Origin of the sequence: Tidjanibacter massiliensis (genome assembly GCF_900104605.1) — a bacterium.
Lineage (GTDB): Bacteria > Bacteroidota > Bacteroidia > Bacteroidales > Rikenellaceae > Tidjanibacter > Tidjanibacter inops.
Genome location: NZ_LT629960.1, coordinates 1,156,674 through 1,178,449, shown reverse-complemented (window position 1 = coordinate 1,178,449; position 21,776 = coordinate 1,156,674). Strand labels below are relative to the sequence as shown.

The following is a 21,776-nucleotide window of genomic DNA, read 5'->3' as shown; positions in this document are numbered from 1 at the left end:
AGCCCTCTCCGTTGTGTCGTCGTCTCCTGCCGCCGCTGTCCGTATCCCTGCGGAATCGGGCGGCGGTTCGGTCATTCGTGAAAAACCTTCTTGTTCTGTATTCCGCGGCCCGGTGCCGTGCCGAACGCATTGTCGGGGATGCTGAACTCCTTGTCGGCGAAGAGTGCTGCAAGTCCCGATACCTGCTTGAGCCGCAGCAGCTCGTCGCGGTCCATTCCGATGTTCTTCATTATCCAGGCGTCCGACATGCCGGCCTGTTTCAGTTCCGCGACGATGTTGGTCATGAGCTCTATCGAGTGCGTCCCACGGGCCCTGTTGTGGCGGATGGTCGAGGCCATGCGGTTGGAGAGGTCCTTGTCTATCACAACCACCGGAAGCATCCCCTCTTCCCGTTCGTATATCCGGTCGGAGGTCTTCATCACCATGTAGCGGTGGTAGCCGTCCACGAGTTCGTAGATGTCGTGTTCGCGGTCGTAGTAACATACGCACGGCGAGGTGTAGCCGTCCTCCCAGATGGAGAGTTCGAGGAGCTTCATTTCGGGCGGTGCCACCACGTTGGGATTGTAGGCATTGGCGCGTATCTTCGATACGGGTACGGGGATGACGTCGTAAACGGGGCTTTTGTATCTGTTCATCGGTTTCAAGAGAAGATTTTGTTGTAATATTCCATTATCCGCCGCCTGTCGTCCGTCTCCTTCTTGGTCAGCGAGAAGCCCATGTATTTGCAGGCGTGGTCGTTTTTCAGGATGCATACGCACATGCGCTTGAAAGTGGGCAGGTCTTTGAATCCGGGAATGTCGATGTCGTCCAGATACTCCATCCGGACAGGTTTCTTGTCGGTGTTGTAGCTGGAACGTTCTCCCACTTCTATCTTGATGCCCATGGCCTTCAGCTTCTCGATGGTCTCGTCGGGCAGTACGCCTCCGCGCGTGCGCCAGAAGTTGATGCTGACCGAAAGTTTGCGTAGGTAGTTGTTGCGCGTCTTGGCCGGCAGGGTGGAGAGCAGGAAATACATGTAGCTCTCCCACGTATGGCCCGGCGGTAGTTTGGCTCGATAACGGGCCACGGCGCTGCTCGAACCGTAGATGCCGGTGAAGTTCACACCGTTCACACGGCATATCATCTTGCCCCAGGTGTCGGGGTCGATGGCGCGGTAGAGTGCCAGATTCTCCTGGGCAGCCGAGATGAAAGGACTCGCCACGCGCTGCTTTTCGAGCGGTACGCCCGCCTGATAGAAGAGGTCGTAGAGCCGGTTGTAGTCCCAGCCGAACCGTCCGTTTGCCGTCCAGATGTCGGTCGTGAGCCAGTCGTACAGGATGTAGGCGTTGTAGATGTCGGGGCTGTTGCGGCATGTCCAGACCAGATTCCGGTACTGCGACGTGCGTTTTCCCGCGTATATCGTGCGCCATCTGTTGTAGCTCTCCTGCGTTCGGATGCCGACCAGACAGCAGGTACGGTTTGCCCCTTTGAGCCTGTGGTACCACTGCGCGAACAGCAGTTGGAATTCGTAGTCCCACATCTCTTTCGAGTAGAAAGGGAAGTCTTGTGCCGTGTAGCACTCCGCCGGCATTTCGCGTACCCACAGTTCGCGTTTCTCCTCCTCCCACGGCCGCCAGTAGGTCTGGTACATGGAGGTGCATGTGGTCACTTTGAAGGGGACGCAGACGCGATAGATTTCCAGCAGGTCTTTGTTGGCAGCGAATACGCGGTCGATATAGCGGGTGGTCTCCTCGTACTGTACCTCATAGTCCATGTGGAATACGCCGAGTTTCCGGGCTATGTGGTGGCGGCGCATGTAGTCGATGCACAGATTGAGCATCACGGCGCTGTCCTTGCCTCCGGAGAATGAAACATATACGTTGTCGAATTCATTGAATATGGTATCGATACGCTCTAAGGTCAGTTCATAAACGTTTTTTCTGGTCATCTTCGTTGTATATCATTTTCACGTATTTTTCCCATTCGAACATTACCGAAAACCCGCAGCGCCTGAAGGCCTGGATGTGTTTGTTCTGGGTGACGGATATGATAGCGAAGTCTTTTTTGAACTCTTGTATCAGTTGTGTCAGCATCAGGCACAATACCTCTTCGTCGTCTTCGGCGGCATAGTAGTTGTTTATCGTCGCCTTCCTGTTTCTGAGCACCACGGGGATGAATCCGAGGGTGCGGCCTTCGTCGTCGCAGGCGACGAACCAGATGTGTTCCGAGGATGTCTTGAACGGATAGTTGTTGTTGCTCGCGAGGACTTCCCGGTTCATTACCAGATGCGCTACGCGCCGGTACAGTTCGGTATCTTCGCCGTTTAACTTTACGATGTTCATGAACGTCATTAATGTTTAATTATCAAATTTAACGTTTTTGAGGGTCGTTAATTTTCTTAATTCCGTTTTGGGACTATATAAGTGAATTATGGTCCTGATTTTACCGTTTTTTTTCGTATTTGGCATCTCGTTTTACGTGAAAAGAACTGTTCGTTTTGTGTTTGTGGCGTATCGTATTATGATTTTGCCGATAAATGCGTTAATAGTGTTCATGTAATTGTAGAAATGAACGGTTTTATGTGGTGTTTATCGGGCTTTTTATGTTATTGTGCTGCCGGGCTACAGACTGTCAGGCCGGGTCGGAAAGGTTCATTAATTGCCTTTTATACAGCAGAAACGGAGAAGTGCGCAGGGATGCCGGATTTCTTTTGCAGTGTGCGCGGATACGCTATGCCGACGGCTTGTTTTGTTGCGATATTTGCCTGTAAAGCGTATTTTGGTGTGATGATAAGGCCACGGTGCGTGGCTGCGTATCGCATATGGGTGTCGAGAGGATTTTATAGGATATGAGATACGGGTTGGCGAGCGTATTTGCAGAGACGGCAGGAATTCGACTGCGAAGAGGGCGGGATGCAAAAAGCGCAGGACCATGCGGTCCTGCGCTTTTCCGTATTCCGGCGGACGGTTACCGCAACTCCCGTGCGGGAATGTGCACCACTTTGCCGTCGCGGATGACGACCAACGTTCCGTCCTCTTTTTTCGTCTTCTCTATCAGACGTTTGCGGGCCAATTGGATGCCAGCCTCGATTTTTTTCTGCATTTGTTTGATTTCGACCTCACTCATAAGTTACAATCGATTTATAGGATAACGTATCTTCGACGGTCAATGTTGCCGAGAGGCCGCCCGAAGCAATCATCTTCACCTGCGTGTCTGCCGAACTGTTGTCGTAAATGGCCCAGTAGTCGCAGATGGGGGCGTAAAGGGCGGTCAGGTTTTTGAGTCCCATCCGGTAGCGGCGGCAGATGACTTCGCGGGGAATGTCGTGTCCGCCTTCCCGGACACGGGTGGCTACGCGTTCGACGGCCTGTTGGGGTGTCGGCAGCCAGAAGTAGAGTAGCGTCACGAAGTAGCCTTTGGCATGGGCCTGTTCGATGAATCGTACGTAAGAACGGGTGGCCAGCGTGGTCTCGAACGCGAAATCGGTGCCTTCCGACAGCAGGTCGTCCATGCGCTGGAGCATCAGCCTGCCTGCTTCAATCGCCACGCTGCCGGGGTTGAACGGCGAGAGTCCCCTGGCTATCTCGTCGGCATTGACGAATTCGCGACAGCCGAGCATCTCCGGCAATACGGTGTAGGACGCGGTGGTTTTTCCCGCGCCGTTGCATCCGGCTATGATGTAGAGATGAGGCATATCGTCGGAGCAAAGATAGGGATTGCCGCGGGTTTTCCAAAACGAGGCCTGTCCGAAGCTGCTGCGGAGCCGGACGCTTTTCGGCGTCCGGTCTGCCAGCGGAGGCGGATTGTTGAAAACTATGTGAAAACTTCCCCGGCGAGGCGGGGTTTTCGGAACGGCATTGGCTAATTTTGTTCCCGACACCAGGTTCCCCGTGCCGCCCGTCGGGTGCGGCCGGGGATGAAAAGGGAATCCTGTGAGAATCAGGAGCTATCCCCGTAGCTGTAAGTTCCGTGCACACCGTATGCCCGCTGGCGGGAGAGTCCCGCAGAGCCGGTATGCGGCAGGTGCGAAGGGTGAGCATCCTTTGCCACTGGCCCCGAAGGGCCGGGAAGGCGCAAAACCCGGAACGAGCCAGAAGACCTGCCCGGTGCCGTATTAACGTAGCTTTCGGGCGAAAGGCTGTCGGACAGGGGGTATGGATGCCGCCGTCTTATTCAATTTCCCGGAGTTACCATTTCTAATCTCTTAACATCTAAGAAGATGAATGGACAGACTCAGTTTACGAAAATCGTAAAGCGCAACGGCGACGTTGCAGAATTCAGGCCGGAAAAAATCGAACAGGCCATTTTCAAGGCCATGAGGGCCGCAGGCCGTCCCGACCGTGCCGCGGCACGCCGGCTGGCCGGTGAGGTCATCGCGGAGCTCGCTGCCGGAGGGGAGCGTATCCCGCATGTGGAACGGGTGCAGGATGCGGTGGAGAAAGCCATCTACCGCAGCGGCGATTTCGACCTGCTCAAGACCTATATGCTCTACCGCAAGAAGCACGAGGAAATCAGACAGAGCAAGGAGCTGTTCTCGAACCTCGACGTCATCGACGATTATCTCGGACTGGACGACTGGCGGGTGAAGGAGAGCGCCAACTCCTCCTATTCGCTCCAGGGGCTCAACCAGCACATATCGACGAGCATCACTTCGCAGTACTGGCTCGGCAAACTCTATACGGAAGAGATAGCCCAGGCCCATCGTTCCGGTGCGCTGCACATTCACGACCTCGGCTTTCTGAGTGTTTACTGCGTGGGCTGGGACCTGCGCGACCTGCTTCTGGTAGGCTTCAAGGGGGTGGAAGGTAAGGCGCAGAGCGCACCCGCCCGCCATTTGCGTACCGCCCTCGGACAAATCGTGAATTTCTTCTATACCATGCAGGGCGAAGCTGCCGGAGCGCAGGCTTTCTCGAACTTCGATACTTTCCTTGCGCCGTATGTACGTTACGACAACCTCGACTATGCGCAGGTGAAGCAGTGTCTGCAGGAGTTCCTCTTCAACCTGAACGTGCCGACGAGGGTGGGTTTCCAGACTCCGTTCACGAATATCACCATGGACCTCGTGGTACCGGATTTCCTGAAGAACGAACGGGTGGTGCATGCCGGGCGCGTGCTCGAAGATGCCGTTTACGGCGATTTCCAGCCGGAGATGATGTTGCTGAACAAGGCCTTCGCCGAGGTGATGTATGAAGGGGATGCGGCCGGAAGTCTCTTCTCTTTCCCGATACCTACCTATAACATAACGCCCGATTTCGACTGGGAGAATCCCGACTACGACGGCATTTGGAAAATGACGGCCAAGTACGGCATCCCCTATTTCTCCAATTTTGTCAATTCCGATATGAAACCCGACGACGTGCGCAGCATGTGCTGCCGCCTGCGGCTCGACAAGCGCGAGTTGATGAAACGCGGCGGCGGGCTTTTCGCGGCCAATCCGCTGACGGGTTCGGTCGGTGTGGTGACCATCAATATGCCGCGTCTCGGTTACGAGGCCCCTTCGGAAGAGCTCTTTTTCCAGCGGCTCCGTCACCTGATGGAGATAGCCCGCGACAGTCTCGAAGTGAAGCGCAAGGTGATAGAGGGATATACCGAGAAGGGACTCTATCCCTATTCGAAATTCTACCTGCGGCAGGTGCACGACCGCTACGGCTGCTTCTGGAAAAACCATTTCTCCACCATCGGCATCAACGGCATGAACGAATGCTGCCTGAATTTTCTCGGCGTGTCGATAGCCACCGAGGAGGGGAGTGCCTTCAGCCGCAAGGTGATGACCTTCATGCGCGAAGTGATGGCGGAGTTTCAGGAGGAGACAGGCAATATCTACAATCTCGAAGCTACCCCGGCCGAGAGTACGGCCTACCGGTTCGCGCGTATCGATACGCAACGTTATCCGGATATCATCACCGCCAACCAGCAGGCACGGACGGAGCGCGGGGCGAAGCCCTACTATACCAACTCCACGCACCTTCCGGTCGGGTACTCGGACGACATATATGAGGTGCTTGCAAAACAGGACCCGTTGCAGACACTTTATACGGGCGGTACGGTGCTCCATATCTTTACCGGGGAACACGAGATGTCGCCCGAATCGGCCAAACGGCTCGTGCGTAAGGTGACGGGCGGATTCCGGCTCCCTTACATCACCATCTCGCCTTCGTTCAGCGTCTGCCCGCAGGACGGCTATCTGTCGGGCGAGCATTTTACCTGTCCCAAGTGCGGACGCAGTGCCGAGGTCTACAGCCGCATCGTGGGCTACATGCGTCCGGTGAGCCAGTGGAACGAGGGCAAGCGCGAAGAGTTTCGCGACCGACGGCTTTTCGACCGGATGATTACGGGGCAGGAGAGCGTGTCGCATCCGGCTTCCTGCTGCTGGAAGGAACCTGCGGCGTCCGAAGCGGTATGAGCGGTATGGAGAAGGAGCGCATACGCATCGGGGGGCTGGTGAAACAGAGCCTCGTGGATTGGGACGGCGTGCTGTCGGCGGTGGTCTTTACCAAGGGATGCAACTTCCGCTGCGGCTATTGTCACAATCCGGCGCTGGTGGTGCCGGCGCTGATGCGGGAGCGGCCCGATGTGGCGGAGAGCGAGGTGTTCGACTATCTCGCACGCCGCCGCGGCTGGCTTGATGGGGTGGTGGTTACGGGCGGCGAGCCTACGCTGCACGCCGGACTCCCCGCTTTTCTGGAGAGGGTGAAGGCGTTGGGCTATCGTGTGAAGCTCGATACGAACGGTACCAATCCCGAAATGCTCCGGCAACTGATTGCCTCCGGAGCGGTGGATTTCGTGGCGATGGATATCAAGCATTTTCCGGACGCGGAACATTACGGAGCCGTGACGCCGCTGTCGCAGGCGATGATGGACAACGTTCTGCGCTCCATCGGGATTCTCCGGCGCGGTGGCACGGAGTACGAGCTGCGTACCACGCTTCTGCCCGGTATCCATACCCCGCCGGTACGGGAGACGCTGCGGAGAATGTTCGCCGACTGTCGGTATGTGTTCCATGAATTTCGGAATACGGGGCCGGACGGACTGGTCGCCGATTATCCGGAGGCGTAAAGATTTGTGCCGGTTTTGGAACGGGCGGATGACGAAACCGCGGCAGAAATGCCGCGGTTTTTGCGTCTTTGGAGTGCCTCTTGTTTTTCTTCTTTTGCTCCGGCGCGCGTGAGTTTGCGGATTATCCGCTGCCTTTCGGGGGCGGGCCGTCGGCTTCGGTGTTGCGTTTCCGCACATACCGGGTTCTCAGTAGCACTCCCGCAGAGAGCTGCGGAATGTCAGGCTGCATTCATGCCTCTGTTTGCAGGCGTTTCGTTGCAGGGAAACCGCTGCTGCCGAGAGCGGTAAGGCAAGATGACGGTGCCGGGTATCGCTTCGGTGGCGGAGCATTCCGCAGCTTTCGCAAAATTTCCGTTCCGTATCGTCCGTTATTATAGTGTGAGAGTGATAGCGCGGTGCGATGCCGTGATTTCCGGAACCTGGCGGCAGATAGCTTGTTCCGGCTTTTGACGGCACGATGCTGCCGTATGGAAAGCGAGAGTTTTTCATGGATTTGTTTTAGAAAAGGTACGGCAGGCATTCTGCCGTCGGGGCGGAGTATGCATGACGGCGAGGGGAAGGTATGCCGGAAGAAGCGGTATGCGGAGGAGAGAGTGTCCCTCCGGTCCTGGGCGGAAGAGTTGACCGGGCCCCGGCCGTCGCTTTCAGGTCGGGGGTGGGGAGTGTCCGGCTATCGGTGCCGGAAAACGGTATACGAATTTGTGAAAAGGAAATTTTCCAGTCGTTTTATGGTATGTAATTTTTTCCTATTTTTGTCGGTAGTGTAAGGTAAAGTCATTCACAATCTGTTAATTGGCTGTTAATAGCTGATGCCCGAATAAACGTATTGTTTGCAGTGCTTAAATCGGAAATTCTTAATCGGATAATGTCGCATTACGGCCTTAGGAACAAGACCGAACTCGCTTCGTTTCTCGGGGTGAGTCCTCAGACCGTTTCCAATTGGTACAGCCGTAATTCCATCGATTACGATTTGGTTTTCGAAAAGTGCGCCGGATTGGATTTCAACTGGCTGGTAACGGGAAATGCTTCTGTGTACGGGCATCGTATTGGAAATGTTTCTGTTGCGAGCGATGTGGAAGGGGCTTACGATGTCCCCGTCGCTTCCATGTTGCCTGTCGGCATGACAGGAGGGAGCTGTCCGGTAGGTGACGGCGCAGGGTTGCGGAGCGGCGGCATGCCTGCGGTGCTCTCCTCGGACGGCGAATGTATTGCCTGTGTGGCGGACGGTGCAATGCCCGACGAATTCCGTAGCGGCGATGTGCTGGTCGGTAAACGTATTGTTGATTTCGGTGCGGTGGATACCGACGGTCTTACACCGTATGTTTTTGCCCTTCGAAGCGGCGGACTCATGGTGCGGAGGGTAATTGCCGATAAAAATTTCCCGGAGAAGCTGCTTCTTGTCGCGGGCAGTCCCGACCGGCGGCAGTTCCCGGATATAGTCGTGAAACGCGCTGACCTGTGCGGTGTTTGGGACGTTAAGTTCACACTGGTCTCCTATGGAAGCGGCGGCGGGAATATCGGCGAACGGCTGTCGGAACTGGAGCGAAGAATGGACGAACTGACGAAACGGATAGATGATGCCGCCTCCGCCGGCGGTGCCGGTCGTTGAGGTCTGTTGTCTTTTTTCGCGTTTTCTGTTTGCTTCGTATTGTCCAGAAAGGACGGGATGTCTTTCCCGACCCTATGCATTTCTTGTAGGTAAATCCGGTGCGGAGAGGACAAATCCATCCTGTGCAGCATAAACACGACGGACAATACCTTACGGTATTGTCCGTCGTTTCGTAGCGAGTCCGAGACTTGAACTCGGGACCTCATGATTATGAATCATGCGCTCTAACCAGCTGAGCTAACTCGCCGTAAAAGCAGGACAAAAGTAGTGAATATTTTGTTTCCTGCAAATATGCCGTGCTTTTTTTCTCGTTCTTCCGTGCCTTATTTCTTCGGGTCGTGCGGCGTTTGGCAGAGATTGCGCTGCGGCAGCGGAAGTCTTGCCTTGCGGCGGAGCGTATCTCCGCTCATACGCGGCAGTGGCCGCATTGATTAGAAGGCGAGGAAGAATTCGGCGATGAACTTGTTGTGGAAAGCGGGGTTGGCCTCTATCGCGGCCGGCCGTCGGTCGATGAGATAGTGTTCGTAGTTGAGCCTCAGTTCACACTGCAACAACTTTTTTGCAAATCCTATCGTGAGGCCGCCCGTTATTCGCTGGGCGTTCAGGTGCAGGATGTCGGATTGGTCGAGCAGGGCGATGTTGCGGCCGTAGTCCCAGCGTATCATCGGAGCGATGAATTTCACGGGGCCCCATTGCCGGACGGGTTGGCGGTAGATGGCGTGAACGGCCGCCAGGTCCAGCCGGTCGGTGCCGCTGGCGGTTCCCAGCCAGCGGCTGGCGTATTCGCCCTCTATTATCCATCGCTCTTTCATGTAGCGGAGTTCCCCGCCCGCCATCGTGATGTCGTTCCCGAGCGGCGTTTTGCCCGTGTAGTAGTTTCCCGCGATACCGAAACCGTCCACTATCTGGCCCGGGTCTATCCACAGCCGTGCGACGAAGTTTACGTTCCGGTGCCATGCCATGTTGTTGATGCCGTAGCCATTGACAAGACCGGCGAGGATGCCTACCGGAAACTGCTCCGTTCCTTTGTGCGTGAACAGGATGCCGATGTCCCGCGCGCCGAGGTTACCTGCCGCAGCGGAGATTTTGTCGTTCCGTTCCGTATAGTAACTGCCTACGTAGGTGGTGAGGAAAGAGCTGCTCGCAAAGTAGTTCTTTCCGGGGCCACGGCTCAGTTCCGTACCGAAGTGGTAAAGCTGCTGACCGAGCGAGACCTCGAAGGCTCCGGAGGCGAACGCTACGTAGGTGTCGAGGATACTCAGCTTTCCTTCGGAGTTGAGGTCGGCCTGGAACTGATAGCGGAAGAGTCCTGCCGTACCGCCAGCCTCTCCTTTCACGCCGAGGCGTGCGTTGTTGATGTTGAACCGCAGGTCGCCCGTCTGCGTATCGGTTTCGAAGCGGGTTTTCAGTACCCCGAAAAGTTTCGGGGTGAACGGTTTGGCCTCCTGTGCCATGGCCTTTGCCGGAGCGCACAGCAGCAATACCGCTGCGGCCGTGCGTATCGTTGCGCGTATGTTGTAAGGTCTTTTCATAGCGGGCGCAAATATAGATACCCGTACCGGATTTAGCAAGGCAATTCCGGCCGGATTTGCGGGGCCGCCTGCGTCGTACCCGCTGTCTGCGTCCGGTCGATATTTCCGGAGGCAGGGGGAAGGGGGGGCCGTAACGAACGCAAATTCCCCGCGCTGTCACAGCGCGGGGAATGTCGGTATTACCTTGTATAATATAGAAACCGTTAGCGGTTCCGGCCCTCCTCGGCGGTCTCCTTCTTCAGCAGGTCGCGTATCTCGGTGAGCAGTTTCTCCTCTGCGGTAGGTGCGGGCGGAGCGGCAGGGGCCGGCTTGTCCGCCTGTTTGCGGCGCAGCGAATTGATACCCTTCACCATGAGGAAGATGGCGAAAGCGACGATGAGGAAGTCCACGACGGTCTGCAGGAAAGCTCCGTAACGGAGCAGGACTGCAGGGTCGTCGCCCGTGGCCCTCTTCAGCGTGATGGCGAGGTCGGTGAAGTCCACTCCGCCAATCAGCAGTCCGAGCGGCGGCATGATGACGTCGGCTACCAGCGAGCTGACTATCTTGCCGAAAGCCGCGCCGATGATGATACCCACGGCCATGTCTATCATGTTGCCGCGCATCGCGAATTCCTTGAATTCCTGTAAAAATTTTTTCATGGTAGTAAGAGTTTGGTTATCGTTTTTTTGTATCTTTATGTTACGGAAATGCTCCTGCGGATGCGTATGCAAATCGGACGCCAATCTGGCTTAAAATTTGTTAGGCATAAACAGGGAGAAACCGCGGGCGGAGCCGTCTCCTGCAAAGATAGTTTTTACGTTGTTAAATGGCTGCGGAAAGTTGTGCTTTTTTACGGAAAACATTCATAATGGTGCGGTTATTGATAACTTTTACGGAAAAATACGGGAGAGCGTGCGTGTTATTCGAAAAAATGTTTTACCTTAGCGGTGTTAAGTACCATAGCGGATTGATTGCGAAGACAAACAAATACAAAAGTCTAATATTTATTAAAATCTAAATTATGAAGAAGTTACTAGTTTCTCTGATGGCTGTTTTTGCTATTGCAAACATCTCTGTGGCTCAGGAAGCTGCAATCAAGTGGAACCCCCTCTACCTTGGTCTTGGTTCGGTAAATCTTGGTATAGAGTTTTCCGTAGCTCCGAAGTGGACTTTGGCTTTTGAAGGCAATGCGGTCATCTTCAACCCGTGGCAGAACGGTGATAACTCCATCTATGCCAACGGCTGGACGGGAACTTTCGAGGCAAGGTGGTATACCTGCGAAGCATTTAACGGACACCATCTCGGCCTTTACGGTACGGTAGGCCGTTTCGGCGAAGCTTCCTCCAATTTCGACCTGTTCAACAAAATCGCCCTCGGCGGTCACGGTGCAACGGGGGCTACCAACGTGAAGGCTGCGATGCTCGGTCTCTCCTACGGTTACTACCTGAAGCTGAACCACGGCTGGGGTCTCGACTTCTATGTAGGCGGCGGCATCCTCTACGCAATGTACAACACGCCGGGTTCGACCGAAGTACAGAAGAGCGGTATCAAACCTTCGCTCTCCCGTCTGGGCGTCGTTCTTTCCTATAAATTCTAAACGACTGCATGATTTCATGATAGAGGGCTGCCCTTCGGGGCAGCCTTCGTTTTTTGTGGAATACGGTTTGCGGAAGGCAGTTTTGTCGGGATGGGGGCAGTCGCGGCATCTTGTTTCCGGCGGCGCTTCCCTCTCGGTTTGCTGTTAAAATCCCGGGACGGAAGAAATTTATCCGTTTCCGGTACGTTATTATGAAAAATAAATTATATTTGTTATTCGGATAACAGAGAGCGCTTAGGGTACTTCTATTATTTATAAACTTAATAATCGCTTAAATATGGCAAGGAAATTAAAAATCAGGGACCTGACGCTGCGCGATGGCCAGCAGTCGGCTTTTGCAACCCGGATGACACAGTCGCAGATTGACCGTGTCCTGCCGTTCTACAAGGATGCTAACTTCTATGCGATGGAGGTGTGGGGCGGTGCCGTGCCCGATTCCGTGATGCGCTATTTGGGCGAGAACCCATGGGACAGGCTCGAAAAGATTAAGGCGGTCGTGGGCGATGCCTCGAAACTGACGGCGCTTTCGCGCGGCCGCAATCTCTTCGGCTATGCCCCCTATACGGACGAAATCATAGAGGGTTTCTGCCGGAATGCCATCGAATCGGGCCTCGATATCATGCGCATATTCGATGCGCTGAACGATGTGGACAATGTCAAATCCACGATAAAGTATGTGAAGAAATACGGCGGCATAGCCGACTGTGCTGTCTGCTATACGGTGGACCCGAAGTATCCGCCGCTCAGTTTGGTAGACCGGCTCAAGGGCAAAAAGAACCCGAAGCCGGTCTTCACCGATGAATATTTCGTCGATAAGGCCCGTCAGATGGTGGCGCTCGGCGCCGACATGATAACCATCAAGGATATGAGCGGACTGATTCCTCCGGCACGGGTGGCCTCGCTCATCCGCAAGATGAAGGAGGGCGGAGTAAATGTGCCGATAGATTTCCATACCCACTGTACGCCCGGCTACGGTCTTGCTTCGGTCGTGTCGGCGATAGCGGCCGGAGCCGACATTGTCGATACCAATATCTGGAATTTCGCGGGCGGTCCGGCCGCACCCGCCATCGAACTGGTGCATATCTTCTGCGAAAAGATGGGGATAGAGACAGGGTTGAATCTCGAAGCAATAGGCAAGATAAACAGGGAGCTGTTCGCTATCCGTGAGGAGCTTTCCGAGTACGATGCGGTGCACAAGTTCCCGAAACCGTTCGACCCGCTGCACGACCGGCTGCCGGAGGATATCGATGCGCAGTTCGACCGGGCTGTGAAAGCCGCTCTGGCAGGCGATGAGGATACGCTCATGGATGCCTGCCACAAGATAGAGGCCCATTTCGGTTTTCCGGCGCCCAACGAGCTTGTCAAACGCGCCGAAATACCGGGCGGCATGTACACCAATATGGTGGCGCAGCTCAAGCAGTTCAAGAGCGAAGACCTGTTGGAGAAGGCGATGGAGCTCATTCCGGAAGTGCGCCTTGCTGCGGGGCTTCCGCCGTTGGTGACGCCTACGAGCCAGATAGTCGGCGCACAGGCGGTGAACTGTGCATTGGACATGAAGAAGGGCAAGCCGAAATACACGACCGTATCCAACCAGTTCGTGAGCCTCGTCAAGGGTGAGTACGGTCATACACCCGTACCGGTAGACCCTGAATTCCGGCTGAAGATAGCCGGTATCCGGGAGGAGACCAATTACGACACCTCCAAATACAAGATGCAGCCCAATCCCGTGCTGGACGAGTACGGCGGCGTCCGTCTTGCCGAGAATGAGAAAGAGGTGCTCCTGCTGGAGCTCTTCCCGATGGTGGCCAAGGATTTTCTGATGAAACAGAAACGGGAGCGTTGGGAGGCTTCCCGACCTGCTGCCGGTGCCCGTGCGGAGGAACCCGCAGCGAAGAGCGGGCCCGTACAGGCGGAGATAACCGGTACGGTCGTAGCGGCTCCGCTTCCCGGCAGGGTGCTTCAGGTGAAAGTCAAGGCCGGTGACATCATCGCCAAGGGGCAGGATGTGGTCGTGCTTGAGGCGATGAAGATGGAAAACAGCATTCCCAGCGAGGTAGCCGGACGCGTGAAACGCGTCCTCGTCGGCGAAGGCGATACGGTGGCTGAAAATGCTCCGCTGGTAGAGATAGAGAGTGCGGATGCCGTACGGAGTGCTGCTGTGTCGGGAGCTTCGGCTACGGCCCGTTCCAATAAGGTGACGGCGCCGCTGCCCGGTCGGGTTATGGACATCCTCGTGAAGGTAGGCGACAAGGTGAAGACCGGTCAGGATGTGGTTGTACTCGAAGCGATGAAGATGGAGAACAGCATCGCTTCGGATTTCGAAGGAACGGTCGTGCGCATCGATGTAAACGTGGGCGATACCGTTGCGGAGAATGCCCCGCTCGTGGAGATAGGGTAGAGGATACGGCCCGTATTACGGAGGGATGCTTCTCGGAGCATCCCTTTTTCGTGTGCGGACGGAGGGAACGAAAGGGGGCGGAGCGGTGTGCTGCGGTATGGTAACTGTGCTCCTCTGTCGGGATGTGCGGCCGCCGGAAGAGCGAGGGAAGGGAAGCTGAAACTGCCGTTCGAGGCAGACGTCCGGATATATTTTCGTGTCTTTGATAGGGTCAAGAATCGGTGTGCTGATTTTAGGTAGATTAGCAGAAATCACACTTGAAACAGCAATGTACAGGTACTACGGATGTCGGAAACGACCGCCGCAAAACGATGCAGGGTACAAAAATTTATAGATAATATAGATTATTATGTAATTGTGTTGTATGGCACCGTATTTTTTACTATATTTAAAGCGTGAAAACAATAGGCGGTACGGGTTTAACCCCCTTTATTACAGTGCCCCCAACCTGCATATAAAAAATCCGTACCGCTTTCTTCTCATCTGGGCCCCGATTCGGAGCATACGGACTCTGCGCATAGCACAAATTTTGCAGGGTTCCCCATATCAATCAATAGGCATTGACCATGTGTTTTTTCACTTCACAGCATATGCAGGCGGAAGATATCGCCCGCAAATACGGCCGCCGGACCGACCGTGTGGATGCTGCGCGTCTCATGTTGGCCGACAAGGAACATGAAGCGCGTCTGTCTGCGGACACAGGCGGGAGGACGGCCATCTACGATTATCGCCTGAACGAGGGCATGTACGTAAGTCCGGCATACGCCGCACCCTACACGGTGATAGTAAACGGAAGCGACCAGCTTCAGGTCATGCGTTGGGGACTTGTTCCCCATTCCGCCACCCTTACCGAGAAAGAGCGGTATGAAAGGGAGCATATGTACAAGAATGCACAGGCGGAACACCTTTTCACCTCGTGGCCGTGGCGTAAATTGTGGCGGCAGCGGCGCTGCATCATTCCGGTAACGGGATTTTTCGAGCCTCATTACGACGAGAGCGGTCTGAGCCGCCCATACTATATACAACGTACCGACGGCGGTCTCTTCTCCATTGCAGGTCTGTACGACGAATGGCCGGACCCGGAAAGCGGAAATACGCTGCTCTCGTTCGTCATGATAACCATATCCGCCAATCCGATGCTGCGGGAGATTCACAATGGCGGGGCACATCCGTTCCGGATGCCCCTGATACTGCCCGACGAGAGGGCGGAGGGATGGCTCGACAGCAGTACGGAGCGACAGGAAGAGGTGGAGCGCTATCTCGTAACACCCGACGACAAAGACTTTGAGGCATGGCCTGTAGGGAAAAGGTTCAATTACGGCGACCCGTACGACCCGGCGAAAACCGAACGGGAGGAGATACGTACACCCAGACAGGCGTTCATCTTCTGAAAGGTTGCAAAGGACAGGGCGATTTTATTCCCTGCATCCATGCCTTCTCGGAATTATTCGCTACATTTGTTACAATGTAGGCGTGCGGTACCGTCGGACGCAATACGGTACAGCCGGTACGGACACAATACGCACCGGAGCCGGAACGGACGCCGGCAATGATTCGACAACTCAAAACAGGTACTATTTTATGGAACAGAATGTACAAAACTGGTCGCATACGACCAACAGCATCTTCAATGCAGTCCTCATCTTCTCGATAGGCACCATCGTGGTCGGCCTTCTCGGCGGCCTGACCGTCGTATTTTCCATGATGGGAGCGGGTGTCGTCTTCCGGGTACTCACATGGATAGCTGAAATAGCCGTAGCCGTGGGGTATGTGCTCTACATGATAGGTCTGGGCAATCTTCGCAGCGCAGTGGGCGAAAAAGAGGGCGTAGCCCTTGGTCAGATACGTACGGCTGCCATCCTCTCCATCGTGACAGCCATTCTGGGCATTTTCGGCATACCGGCCTGGATAAACGGCATCATCAATTTTGTCGCATTCGTCATGATGCTGGTCGGTTTCAACACGCTCAAGAAGTCGGCGGCCATGCCGGAGAAGGCACGAAACGGATTCAACCAACTTTTCATTGCCATGCTGCTCAACATCATCGCCGTTGGCATTACGGTCATTCTCGGCTGGATTCCGTTGGTGGGAAACATCATAACGGCCATCGCTGCAATCCTCGGCATCATCGGATTCGTCATGGTCATCACCGGATGGGCGGCCGTAAAACACTCCCCTGCGCCGATAGCATAAGGCACGCCACGTACAAAATAAAAGCAGTGCGGCCGATATTATTCCGGCCGCACTGCCTTTTTATCCTTTTCGGGCAGACGGAACGCCGCTCTGCATCGTCGGGAACTCGCGGTGACAGGGGCGACGACTGCCCGGACCAATCCCGACGACGGTATTTCACTCTTCCGCCAGATGCTTTAGGACCCTGCACGGATTTCCGACCGCTACGCAGTCTGCAGGAATGGAGCGCGTTACGACACTCCCGGCACCGATGACACTGTTCCTGCCGACCGTCACGCCCGGCAGCAAGATGGCACCGCCACCAATCCATACGTTATCCTCTATCCGTACAGGCCGTGCAAAAGTCCGATAGAAAGCCCCGTTTCCATTCCAGTCGTTCACCATCCGTTCGACGGCCTTCGTCGGATGGGTGGCCGTATATATCTGTACATTGGAAGCTATCAGGACACCGTTCCCTATATCTATCCGGTTATTATCCACGAACGTACAGTTCATATTGATGATGACCCGGTCTCCTATGAAAATGTTCCGTCCGTACTCGCAATGGAAATCAATATCCACATGCACGGAATCGCCCATGCTGCCGAACAGCTCGCGCAGGATAGCTTCCCGTTCGCCCGTATCGGCATAATCCGTCGCATTGAACCGCGCCAACAGGCGTTTGGTTCGCAATGTCATGGCTGCCAACTCCGCATCCGTACCGTCGAACGGTTCGCCGGCCATACACTTCTGATACTCCGTCTTCATTTTATCTATTGCCCGATTTGCATTCCACTTCCGGGAACGAACTATCCGAGCGACAGTTTGTTCTTTACCGGATTGGCATAAATGTCCACCATAATGTCGAACAGTTCGTCCGCATCGCCGTCGAGGCCGGCGACACGTCCCTTCAAATAGGCGACGAACTCCTCCCGCTGCTGCGGACCGTACTGTTCTCCCTCATACGCATTGACACCGCTGCGCATGTCGTATGCCATATAATTGGTCGGGAAGAGCCGGTAAGCCGCATATATTCTGCGGTCTATGAGCGAAGCGACGCCGCGTATCATGTCGTTCCCCGACTCGCCGGCAGCCAGCCCCTCTATCTCGTCCGGACGCAGGGGAGGACATATCTGTATATGAATCGCCCCCTTCGGTTGCTTCACACCGGTGACGATACTGCGCAGGTCTTCACCGGGAACCTTTTCGTACGTTCCGCGACGTTTGATATATAGCTCCCTGGCCTTCAAAGAGTCGCAGCTTTCATACTCGTAAGATACGGCAAACGGTACGATGTTCAGTCCGGTCAGCGCATCGGCCGGACTTCCCGCTCCGCCCATGGTCAGCATCTTGACGAGCCCCTGGTCAGTCTTGTCGTCGCCATCCTTCGTGCGTCCGTCGCGCTGGGATATCCAGATGCTTTTACCGCTGCCCACCACTTCGTGAATATGGTCGGAGAGGATGTGCGAATTCCGGACAAGGTCGCGCCCGCTTCCGCCGCGAATGATTTTGTACATCTTGTTGGAACGGCCGAAATCTTCCACGAATCCGGAACTTATCAGGTTGCTGCCGAAGGTTATCTCGGAGGTCGGCAGGCCGGCGTACAGCAATACGAGTTGCAGCAGGGCGCCGTCGAGCACGATATCCCGATGGTCGGAGACGAACAGGTGTCCTTCGCCGCGTGCGATATGTTCTTCGCCGCCGAAGGTGAATCCAGTCGAACTCTTCCGTATGATATTCTCCAGCATCGGCTGCACGAACGCCTGTTGGAATCCGTCGGCGCTCCGCACCTGCAACAGTTTCTCCCGTACCGCCTCCAGCGGGATGCCCGGAAAGGCGAAAGCCACCATCTCTCCGAGCGTAGGGTCGTTCGCCATACGCTTCATGGCGGCCGGTATTTCGGCATCGGTGTAAGGACGCAGGCTGTCGACAGCCGTTTCTTCTTGTACAGTATTCATAATCTTAGCCATTTCCCTGATACAAATATATCAAAATATATTTGACGAAGACTGAAAGCAGCCGACGAACGATAGTCCGGCCCGCGGGTGCGGCACGATTCGGACAATTCAAATCTATGAAAATGTCTCCAAGGTCTTTTTATGAGTGTGTTACTGATTTATCTTGTATTACCAAAGAGTTCGTTTGATTTCAGGGTTGGTCAATGCTTCTGTAAACGGGTATAGTATACCTTTCCCATTTATATAGTCATATCTGAAAACAAAGACTTGGTTGTTTTTTATCATGAAACAATTGGTGAGCGATGCTTCGTAAATATAAAAACATGCCTCCATATTTTCTGTGTAATAGGTATTTACAAATACGTCGTCCAATTTGTTTCCGATAAACCAACTATAGTTGTCTTTGGCGAAAATCTCAACACTTAGTTTGCATTGTTTGGTACTGTCTGTTATGTAAATCACGGCGTAATCGTCTTCAAAGTGCCTTTTGCCGGTCGATATCGGAGGACCGGTTCGGAGGTGGGCCAAGAACATGCTGTCTGTTGTGATTTGGTCGATGGGTATATCGAAATGTCCCCATTGGATGTAGAGCAAGGAGTAGTTTGCGTGCTTGTCATATACACACTCCCACTTCATGCCGTCGACTAAAAACTGCTCGAATTTTTCTATGCGTTTTCTTTCATCCGCATCTTCGCTGTTTTCGGCCAAGGAGTTTTGAAAGACTATTTGAGTCGGGGCACAGGCTGTACAGAACAGAAGAATTATGAATGATAACCATTGTTTCATATGAATAGCTTTTCAAGCGGTTTGTACTTTTCCAGCCGAGAGGGCTTTTTGGCCGAGGCAGTCGTTCCGGTTGCCAGCAACAGTGCTGCCAGCAGGATGATGCGTGTGAGTTTCATGATTATTTGTTTGTGTTTTGAATTAACCCCATCGGTTTAAGACGGGGTTAATACGCATGCCTATCTTATCAGTCGTAATCCTTAGGATAGGTGATAGGGTATTTTGTCCGCATATCACCGTACCTGAACACGTACTTCTTCAAGAACATCTCTTTTTCTCCGATTTCTTTCCATGAGTAATTTTCATACACTTCCGGACTGATAATAAATATCGCCAACAGCGCATTGTCGTCTAACACCATAAGGTGATAGGGCTGTGTATAACTTCTTTTTTGTCCGGGTAATACTTTTTGTAAGGATAAATCTTCTTGTGCCGGGAACTCGGTGGTTAGGTAAATCAGACGGTTCTCTTTTTTGCAGCCGGTTGCAACCAAGATTTCTTCAGAGCTGTCATTTTTTATGTCGATATACCACTCTCCACCAAGAGGCACGCAGGCGGAACATAAAAGCATTCCTAAACCTAAGAGCAATAAAACATGTTTTGATCTCATAATTTTAGGGTTTACTGTTAATCAATATTTGTTAAAAGGATACTTGCTGTTTGGCCACAGGGGTTCTCGCCTGTATTTCTCGTATCCTAATTTGTTAGCTTGTCTTTCGTACCAGCGGTATGAATGTTTGTTTGTCTTCTGAGCGGTATCGTTCCAACAACTGATAAGACTTCCTGGCGCAATCATTAGGAAATACAGCGGTCCCCATCTTCTGCCTTGTAGGGTGTGGCCGTACTCGTGGGTGAAAATTTCTTGCGAAATATCCATATTGGTACCGTTAATCGTATTTCCTAACGTCAGTCCCCATTGGTCGGTAGGGTTCGGGGTGTTGTGGTTGGCCAGCACCGCACCGGCAGCAAACTGTACATTACCGGAACCGTTGATAAATATACGAAAATCCTCCTGTTATACAGGAGGATTTGAGTGAAAAATATTGGACATACAGATGATTACGGTGCTAATAGGATGACGTGTATCCAAATGTCGTCGAAACCGTATCGGGCTAAGTATTCCTCATAAGTATAGGTGCCGAATATATCCCGGAAAAAGTCGATGACGTAAACGATTCCATCTTTAGCAGCAAAATAAAAACGCAAGCTTGAATCTGAATCATTTAGAGTGAAAATATAATCCCACTTGTTGGATATATAAGCACGTATTACCGCGGAATTGTGGCTACTAAATCCTGCTGCTGTGAAGGTTGATGTAGAATTGTGTCGGAAATGTAGTACTTCCAAGTCTTCGTAGATTCTCTTCTTGGGAGGTTCCATACACCCTTTTACAGCCAATGTTTTATCGTAGACGATGATATTGTGGATGTTGTTTTTCCAGAACTGTTTTTGTTCGTAGTCCGGAGGACAGATGGCTTTCAACAGCTTTTCGGACGTATCGAGAGCCTTGACCGCCTGGTATAGGCTGTCGTTCGCGAACCTTTCGGATGAAGGCGGAAGTTCCGTATATAATTTGAACACATACATGAAAGCATAGTCCGCATGTTTGCGAAAGAGAAAATGTCGGTCGATTGACCGTTGTGCGATTTTATCGTAACGGTTGAAATCGACCTTCGACAAATCGAGTCCTTGCCCCAGACAACTGCAGGTCCAGCCGATAGCGATAATGATTGATAGAATGTGTTTCATATTGCGTCAATTTACAATGTGTTTATGTATGGAGATAGCGTTGATTAGGTCGCTGTCGAGGGTTTCGTACCGGCTGCTTTGATATTGTCGTGCAGTCTGTTTGTACTTTAATAAACGTTCCTGCCGCGTATGCGGCAGGAACGTTTATTGATTATCGGTCGTACCTATTTCGTGGGCCGAAAATGGGTTCGAGTCCGAACTGTTCGATGTAATCCTCGAAAAGGTAGACTTTAAACGGCTCTTGCCCGTCCTCTACCGATACGAATACCTGATTCCCCTTAACCATAAAAAAGGTATAACCTATGAAGAAATATTCCTGTATATTATTTCTCAATAAATATTGTACTCTGCATATATTCACAGAAGCTGGTCGGTAGATAGATGCAAATGGGTACAGGAGCTCTGCACATAACATTAGACTGTCGGCATCATACAACCATAAATCCATTTGCAGGTTCGGGTTGTTAACATCTGGAAATATGCGTACCGTATGTTCCAGCAGGTCTTGCCCTGTTTGAATATGCTCGTAAGGATTTCCCTCGATTTCCTTGAAAGGGAGGTACATGAAGACATATTCATGTGCGGGATTATAAAACGGTTGCTGTTTTACAATGCGCATGATGTTTTTTTGATATCTTTCTATTGGTATCGGTTTTTTCGCCGAGGCAGTCGTTCCGGTTGCCAGCAACAGTGCTGCCAGCAGGATGATGCGTGTGAGTTTCATAAGCGAAATTCGTTTTGATAAATATACGAAAATCCTCCTGTTTACAGGAGGATTTGAGTGAAAATATTGGACATATAGATTACGGTTGTAATAGAATGGTGTCTATCCAAATGTCGTTGAAGCTATGTATAAATATTCTAGATGATTATAAATGTCGAAAACGAGAATTAGAAATAGAAGTTATATAACTTTTCTTGTCGTTTGTGTCGGATGATATAGTAAAATCCAGCCGTATATAAT

General features: G+C 53.0%; 20 protein-coding genes, 1 tRNA gene and 1 riboswitch. Of the genes, 7 read left to right on the top strand and 14 right to left on the bottom strand.

Features of this window, described 5'->3' with window-relative positions:
* Positions 1-71: 71 nt before the first annotated feature.
* The 5 genes from BQ5361_RS06075 to BQ5361_RS06060 form a co-directional block, all read right to left on the bottom strand.
* Positions 72-635 carry an IbrB-like domain-containing protein gene (locus BQ5361_RS06075; protein ID WP_022062788.1) on the bottom strand — a complete coding sequence of 188 codons (564 nt, stop codon included), beginning with the start codon at positions 633-635 and terminating at the stop codon, positions 72-74.
* A 5-nt stretch (positions 636-640) separates the two neighbouring features.
* On the bottom strand, positions 641-1,927 hold the full coding sequence (locus tag BQ5361_RS06070; RefSeq protein ID WP_022062789.1) for a DUF3440 domain-containing protein: 1,287 nt from the start codon (positions 1,925-1,927) through the stop codon (positions 641-643).
* On the bottom strand, positions 1,905-2,321 hold the full coding sequence (locus BQ5361_RS06065; protein ID WP_022062790.1) for a hypothetical protein: 417 nt from the start codon (positions 2,319-2,321) through the stop codon (positions 1,905-1,907). The genes BQ5361_RS06070 and BQ5361_RS06065 overlap by 23 nt, the downstream gene beginning before the upstream one ends.
* Before the next feature lie 625 nt (positions 2,322-2,946).
* Positions 2,947-3,105, bottom strand: coding sequence for a hypothetical protein (locus tag BQ5361_RS10870; RefSeq protein WP_022062791.1), 159 nt, complete (start codon positions 3,103-3,105; stop codon positions 2,947-2,949).
* Positions 3,098-3,673, bottom strand: coding sequence for an ATPase (locus BQ5361_RS06060; protein ID WP_022062792.1), 576 nt, complete (start codon positions 3,671-3,673; stop codon positions 3,098-3,100). Before BQ5361_RS06060 ends, BQ5361_RS10870 begins: the two co-directional genes overlap by 8 nt.
* A gap of 170 nt (positions 3,674-3,843) precedes the next feature.
* A riboswitch (cobalamin riboswitch) is annotated at positions 3,844-4,100 on the top strand.
* A 98-nt stretch (positions 4,101-4,198) separates the two neighbouring features.
* Between BQ5361_RS06060 and BQ5361_RS06055 the strand changes: the two genes are divergently transcribed.
* The 3 genes from BQ5361_RS06055 (at position 4,199) to BQ5361_RS06045 (ending at position 8,644) form a co-directional block, all read left to right on the top strand.
* The gene (locus BQ5361_RS06055; RefSeq protein WP_052131091.1) at positions 4,199-6,382 is read left to right on the top strand and encodes a ribonucleoside triphosphate reductase; all 2,184 of its coding nucleotides are present in this window, start codon (positions 4,199-4,201) and stop codon (positions 6,380-6,382) included.
* Entirely contained in the window at positions 6,379-7,035 is a 657-nt protein-coding gene (locus tag BQ5361_RS06050) for an anaerobic ribonucleoside-triphosphate reductase activating protein (RefSeq protein ID WP_052131092.1), read from the top strand. Before BQ5361_RS06055 ends, BQ5361_RS06050 begins: the two co-directional genes overlap by 4 nt.
* A gap of 835 nt (positions 7,036-7,870) precedes the next feature.
* A complete protein-coding gene (locus BQ5361_RS06045) occupies positions 7,871-8,644 on the top strand; it encodes a helix-turn-helix domain containing protein (protein WP_257526950.1) in 774 nt (257 codons plus the stop codon).
* A 173-nt stretch (positions 8,645-8,817) separates the two neighbouring features.
* Here BQ5361_RS06045 and BQ5361_RS06040 read toward each other — a convergent pair.
* The 3 genes from BQ5361_RS06040 to mscL form a co-directional block, all read right to left on the bottom strand.
* Positions 8,818-8,891: transfer RNA gene (locus BQ5361_RS06040), tRNA-Met, on the bottom strand.
* 184 nt (positions 8,892-9,075) lie between these two features.
* Positions 9,076-10,176, bottom strand: a complete 1,101-nt coding sequence (locus tag BQ5361_RS06035; protein ID WP_035473811.1) for a porin family protein — start codon at positions 10,174-10,176, stop codon at positions 9,076-9,078.
* A gap of 203 nt (positions 10,177-10,379) precedes the next feature.
* Positions 10,380-10,814 (bottom strand): large-conductance mechanosensitive channel protein MscL, encoded by a 435-nt coding sequence (mscL, locus tag BQ5361_RS06030; RefSeq protein WP_022062797.1) that lies wholly within the window; start codon positions 10,812-10,814, stop codon positions 10,380-10,382.
* Between the two features lie 362 nt (positions 10,815-11,176).
* Between mscL and BQ5361_RS06025 the strand changes: the two genes are divergently transcribed.
* The 4 genes from BQ5361_RS06025 to BQ5361_RS06010 all read left to right on the top strand — a co-directional run bounded on the left by BQ5361_RS06025 (position 11,177) and on the right by BQ5361_RS06010 (position 16,343).
* Positions 11,177-11,752, top strand: a complete 576-nt coding sequence (locus BQ5361_RS06025) for a DUF3575 domain-containing protein (protein WP_022062799.1) — start codon at positions 11,177-11,179, stop codon at positions 11,750-11,752.
* A 277-nt stretch (positions 11,753-12,029) separates the two neighbouring features.
* A complete protein-coding gene (locus BQ5361_RS06020; protein ID WP_022062800.1) occupies positions 12,030-14,150 on the top strand; it encodes a biotin/lipoyl-containing protein in 2,121 nt (706 codons plus the stop codon).
* A 566-nt stretch (positions 14,151-14,716) separates the two neighbouring features.
* Positions 14,717-15,541, top strand: coding sequence for an SOS response-associated peptidase (locus BQ5361_RS06015; RefSeq protein ID WP_035472620.1), 825 nt, complete (start codon positions 14,717-14,719; stop codon positions 15,539-15,541).
* A gap of 190 nt (positions 15,542-15,731) precedes the next feature.
* On the top strand, positions 15,732-16,343 hold the full coding sequence (locus tag BQ5361_RS06010) for a hypothetical protein (protein ID WP_046444980.1): 612 nt from the start codon (positions 15,732-15,734) through the stop codon (positions 16,341-16,343).
* A 156-nt stretch (positions 16,344-16,499) separates the two neighbouring features.
* Here the strand turns inward: BQ5361_RS06010 and BQ5361_RS06005 are convergent, their stop codons facing one another.
* The 6 genes from BQ5361_RS06005 to BQ5361_RS05980 form a co-directional block, all read right to left on the bottom strand.
* Complete coding sequence (locus BQ5361_RS06005) at positions 16,500-17,090, bottom strand: sugar O-acetyltransferase (RefSeq protein ID WP_035472616.1); 591 nt, start codon at positions 17,088-17,090, stop codon at positions 16,500-16,502.
* A 41-nt stretch (positions 17,091-17,131) separates the two neighbouring features.
* Positions 17,132-18,280 carry a lysophospholipid acyltransferase family protein gene (locus BQ5361_RS06000; RefSeq protein ID WP_022062805.1) on the bottom strand — a complete coding sequence of 383 codons (1,149 nt, stop codon included), beginning with the start codon at positions 18,278-18,280 and terminating at the stop codon, positions 17,132-17,134.
* Between the two features lie 168 nt (positions 18,281-18,448).
* Complete coding sequence (locus tag BQ5361_RS05995) at positions 18,449-19,066, bottom strand: hypothetical protein (RefSeq protein ID WP_022062806.1); 618 nt, start codon at positions 19,064-19,066, stop codon at positions 18,449-18,451.
* 184 nt (positions 19,067-19,250) lie between these two features.
* On the bottom strand, positions 19,251-19,673 hold the full coding sequence (locus BQ5361_RS05990) for a hypothetical protein (protein ID WP_022062839.1): 423 nt from the start codon (positions 19,671-19,673) through the stop codon (positions 19,251-19,253).
* Positions 19,674-20,122: 449 nt separating this feature from the next.
* Positions 20,123-20,812 carry a hypothetical protein gene (locus BQ5361_RS05985; protein ID WP_035472613.1) on the bottom strand — a complete coding sequence of 230 codons (690 nt, stop codon included), beginning with the start codon at positions 20,810-20,812 and terminating at the stop codon, positions 20,123-20,125.
* Between the two features lie 151 nt (positions 20,813-20,963).
* Positions 20,964-21,536 carry a hypothetical protein gene (locus tag BQ5361_RS05980; RefSeq protein ID WP_071424978.1) on the bottom strand — a complete coding sequence of 191 codons (573 nt, stop codon included), beginning with the start codon at positions 21,534-21,536 and terminating at the stop codon, positions 20,964-20,966.
* Positions 21,537-21,776 lie beyond the last annotated feature (240 nt).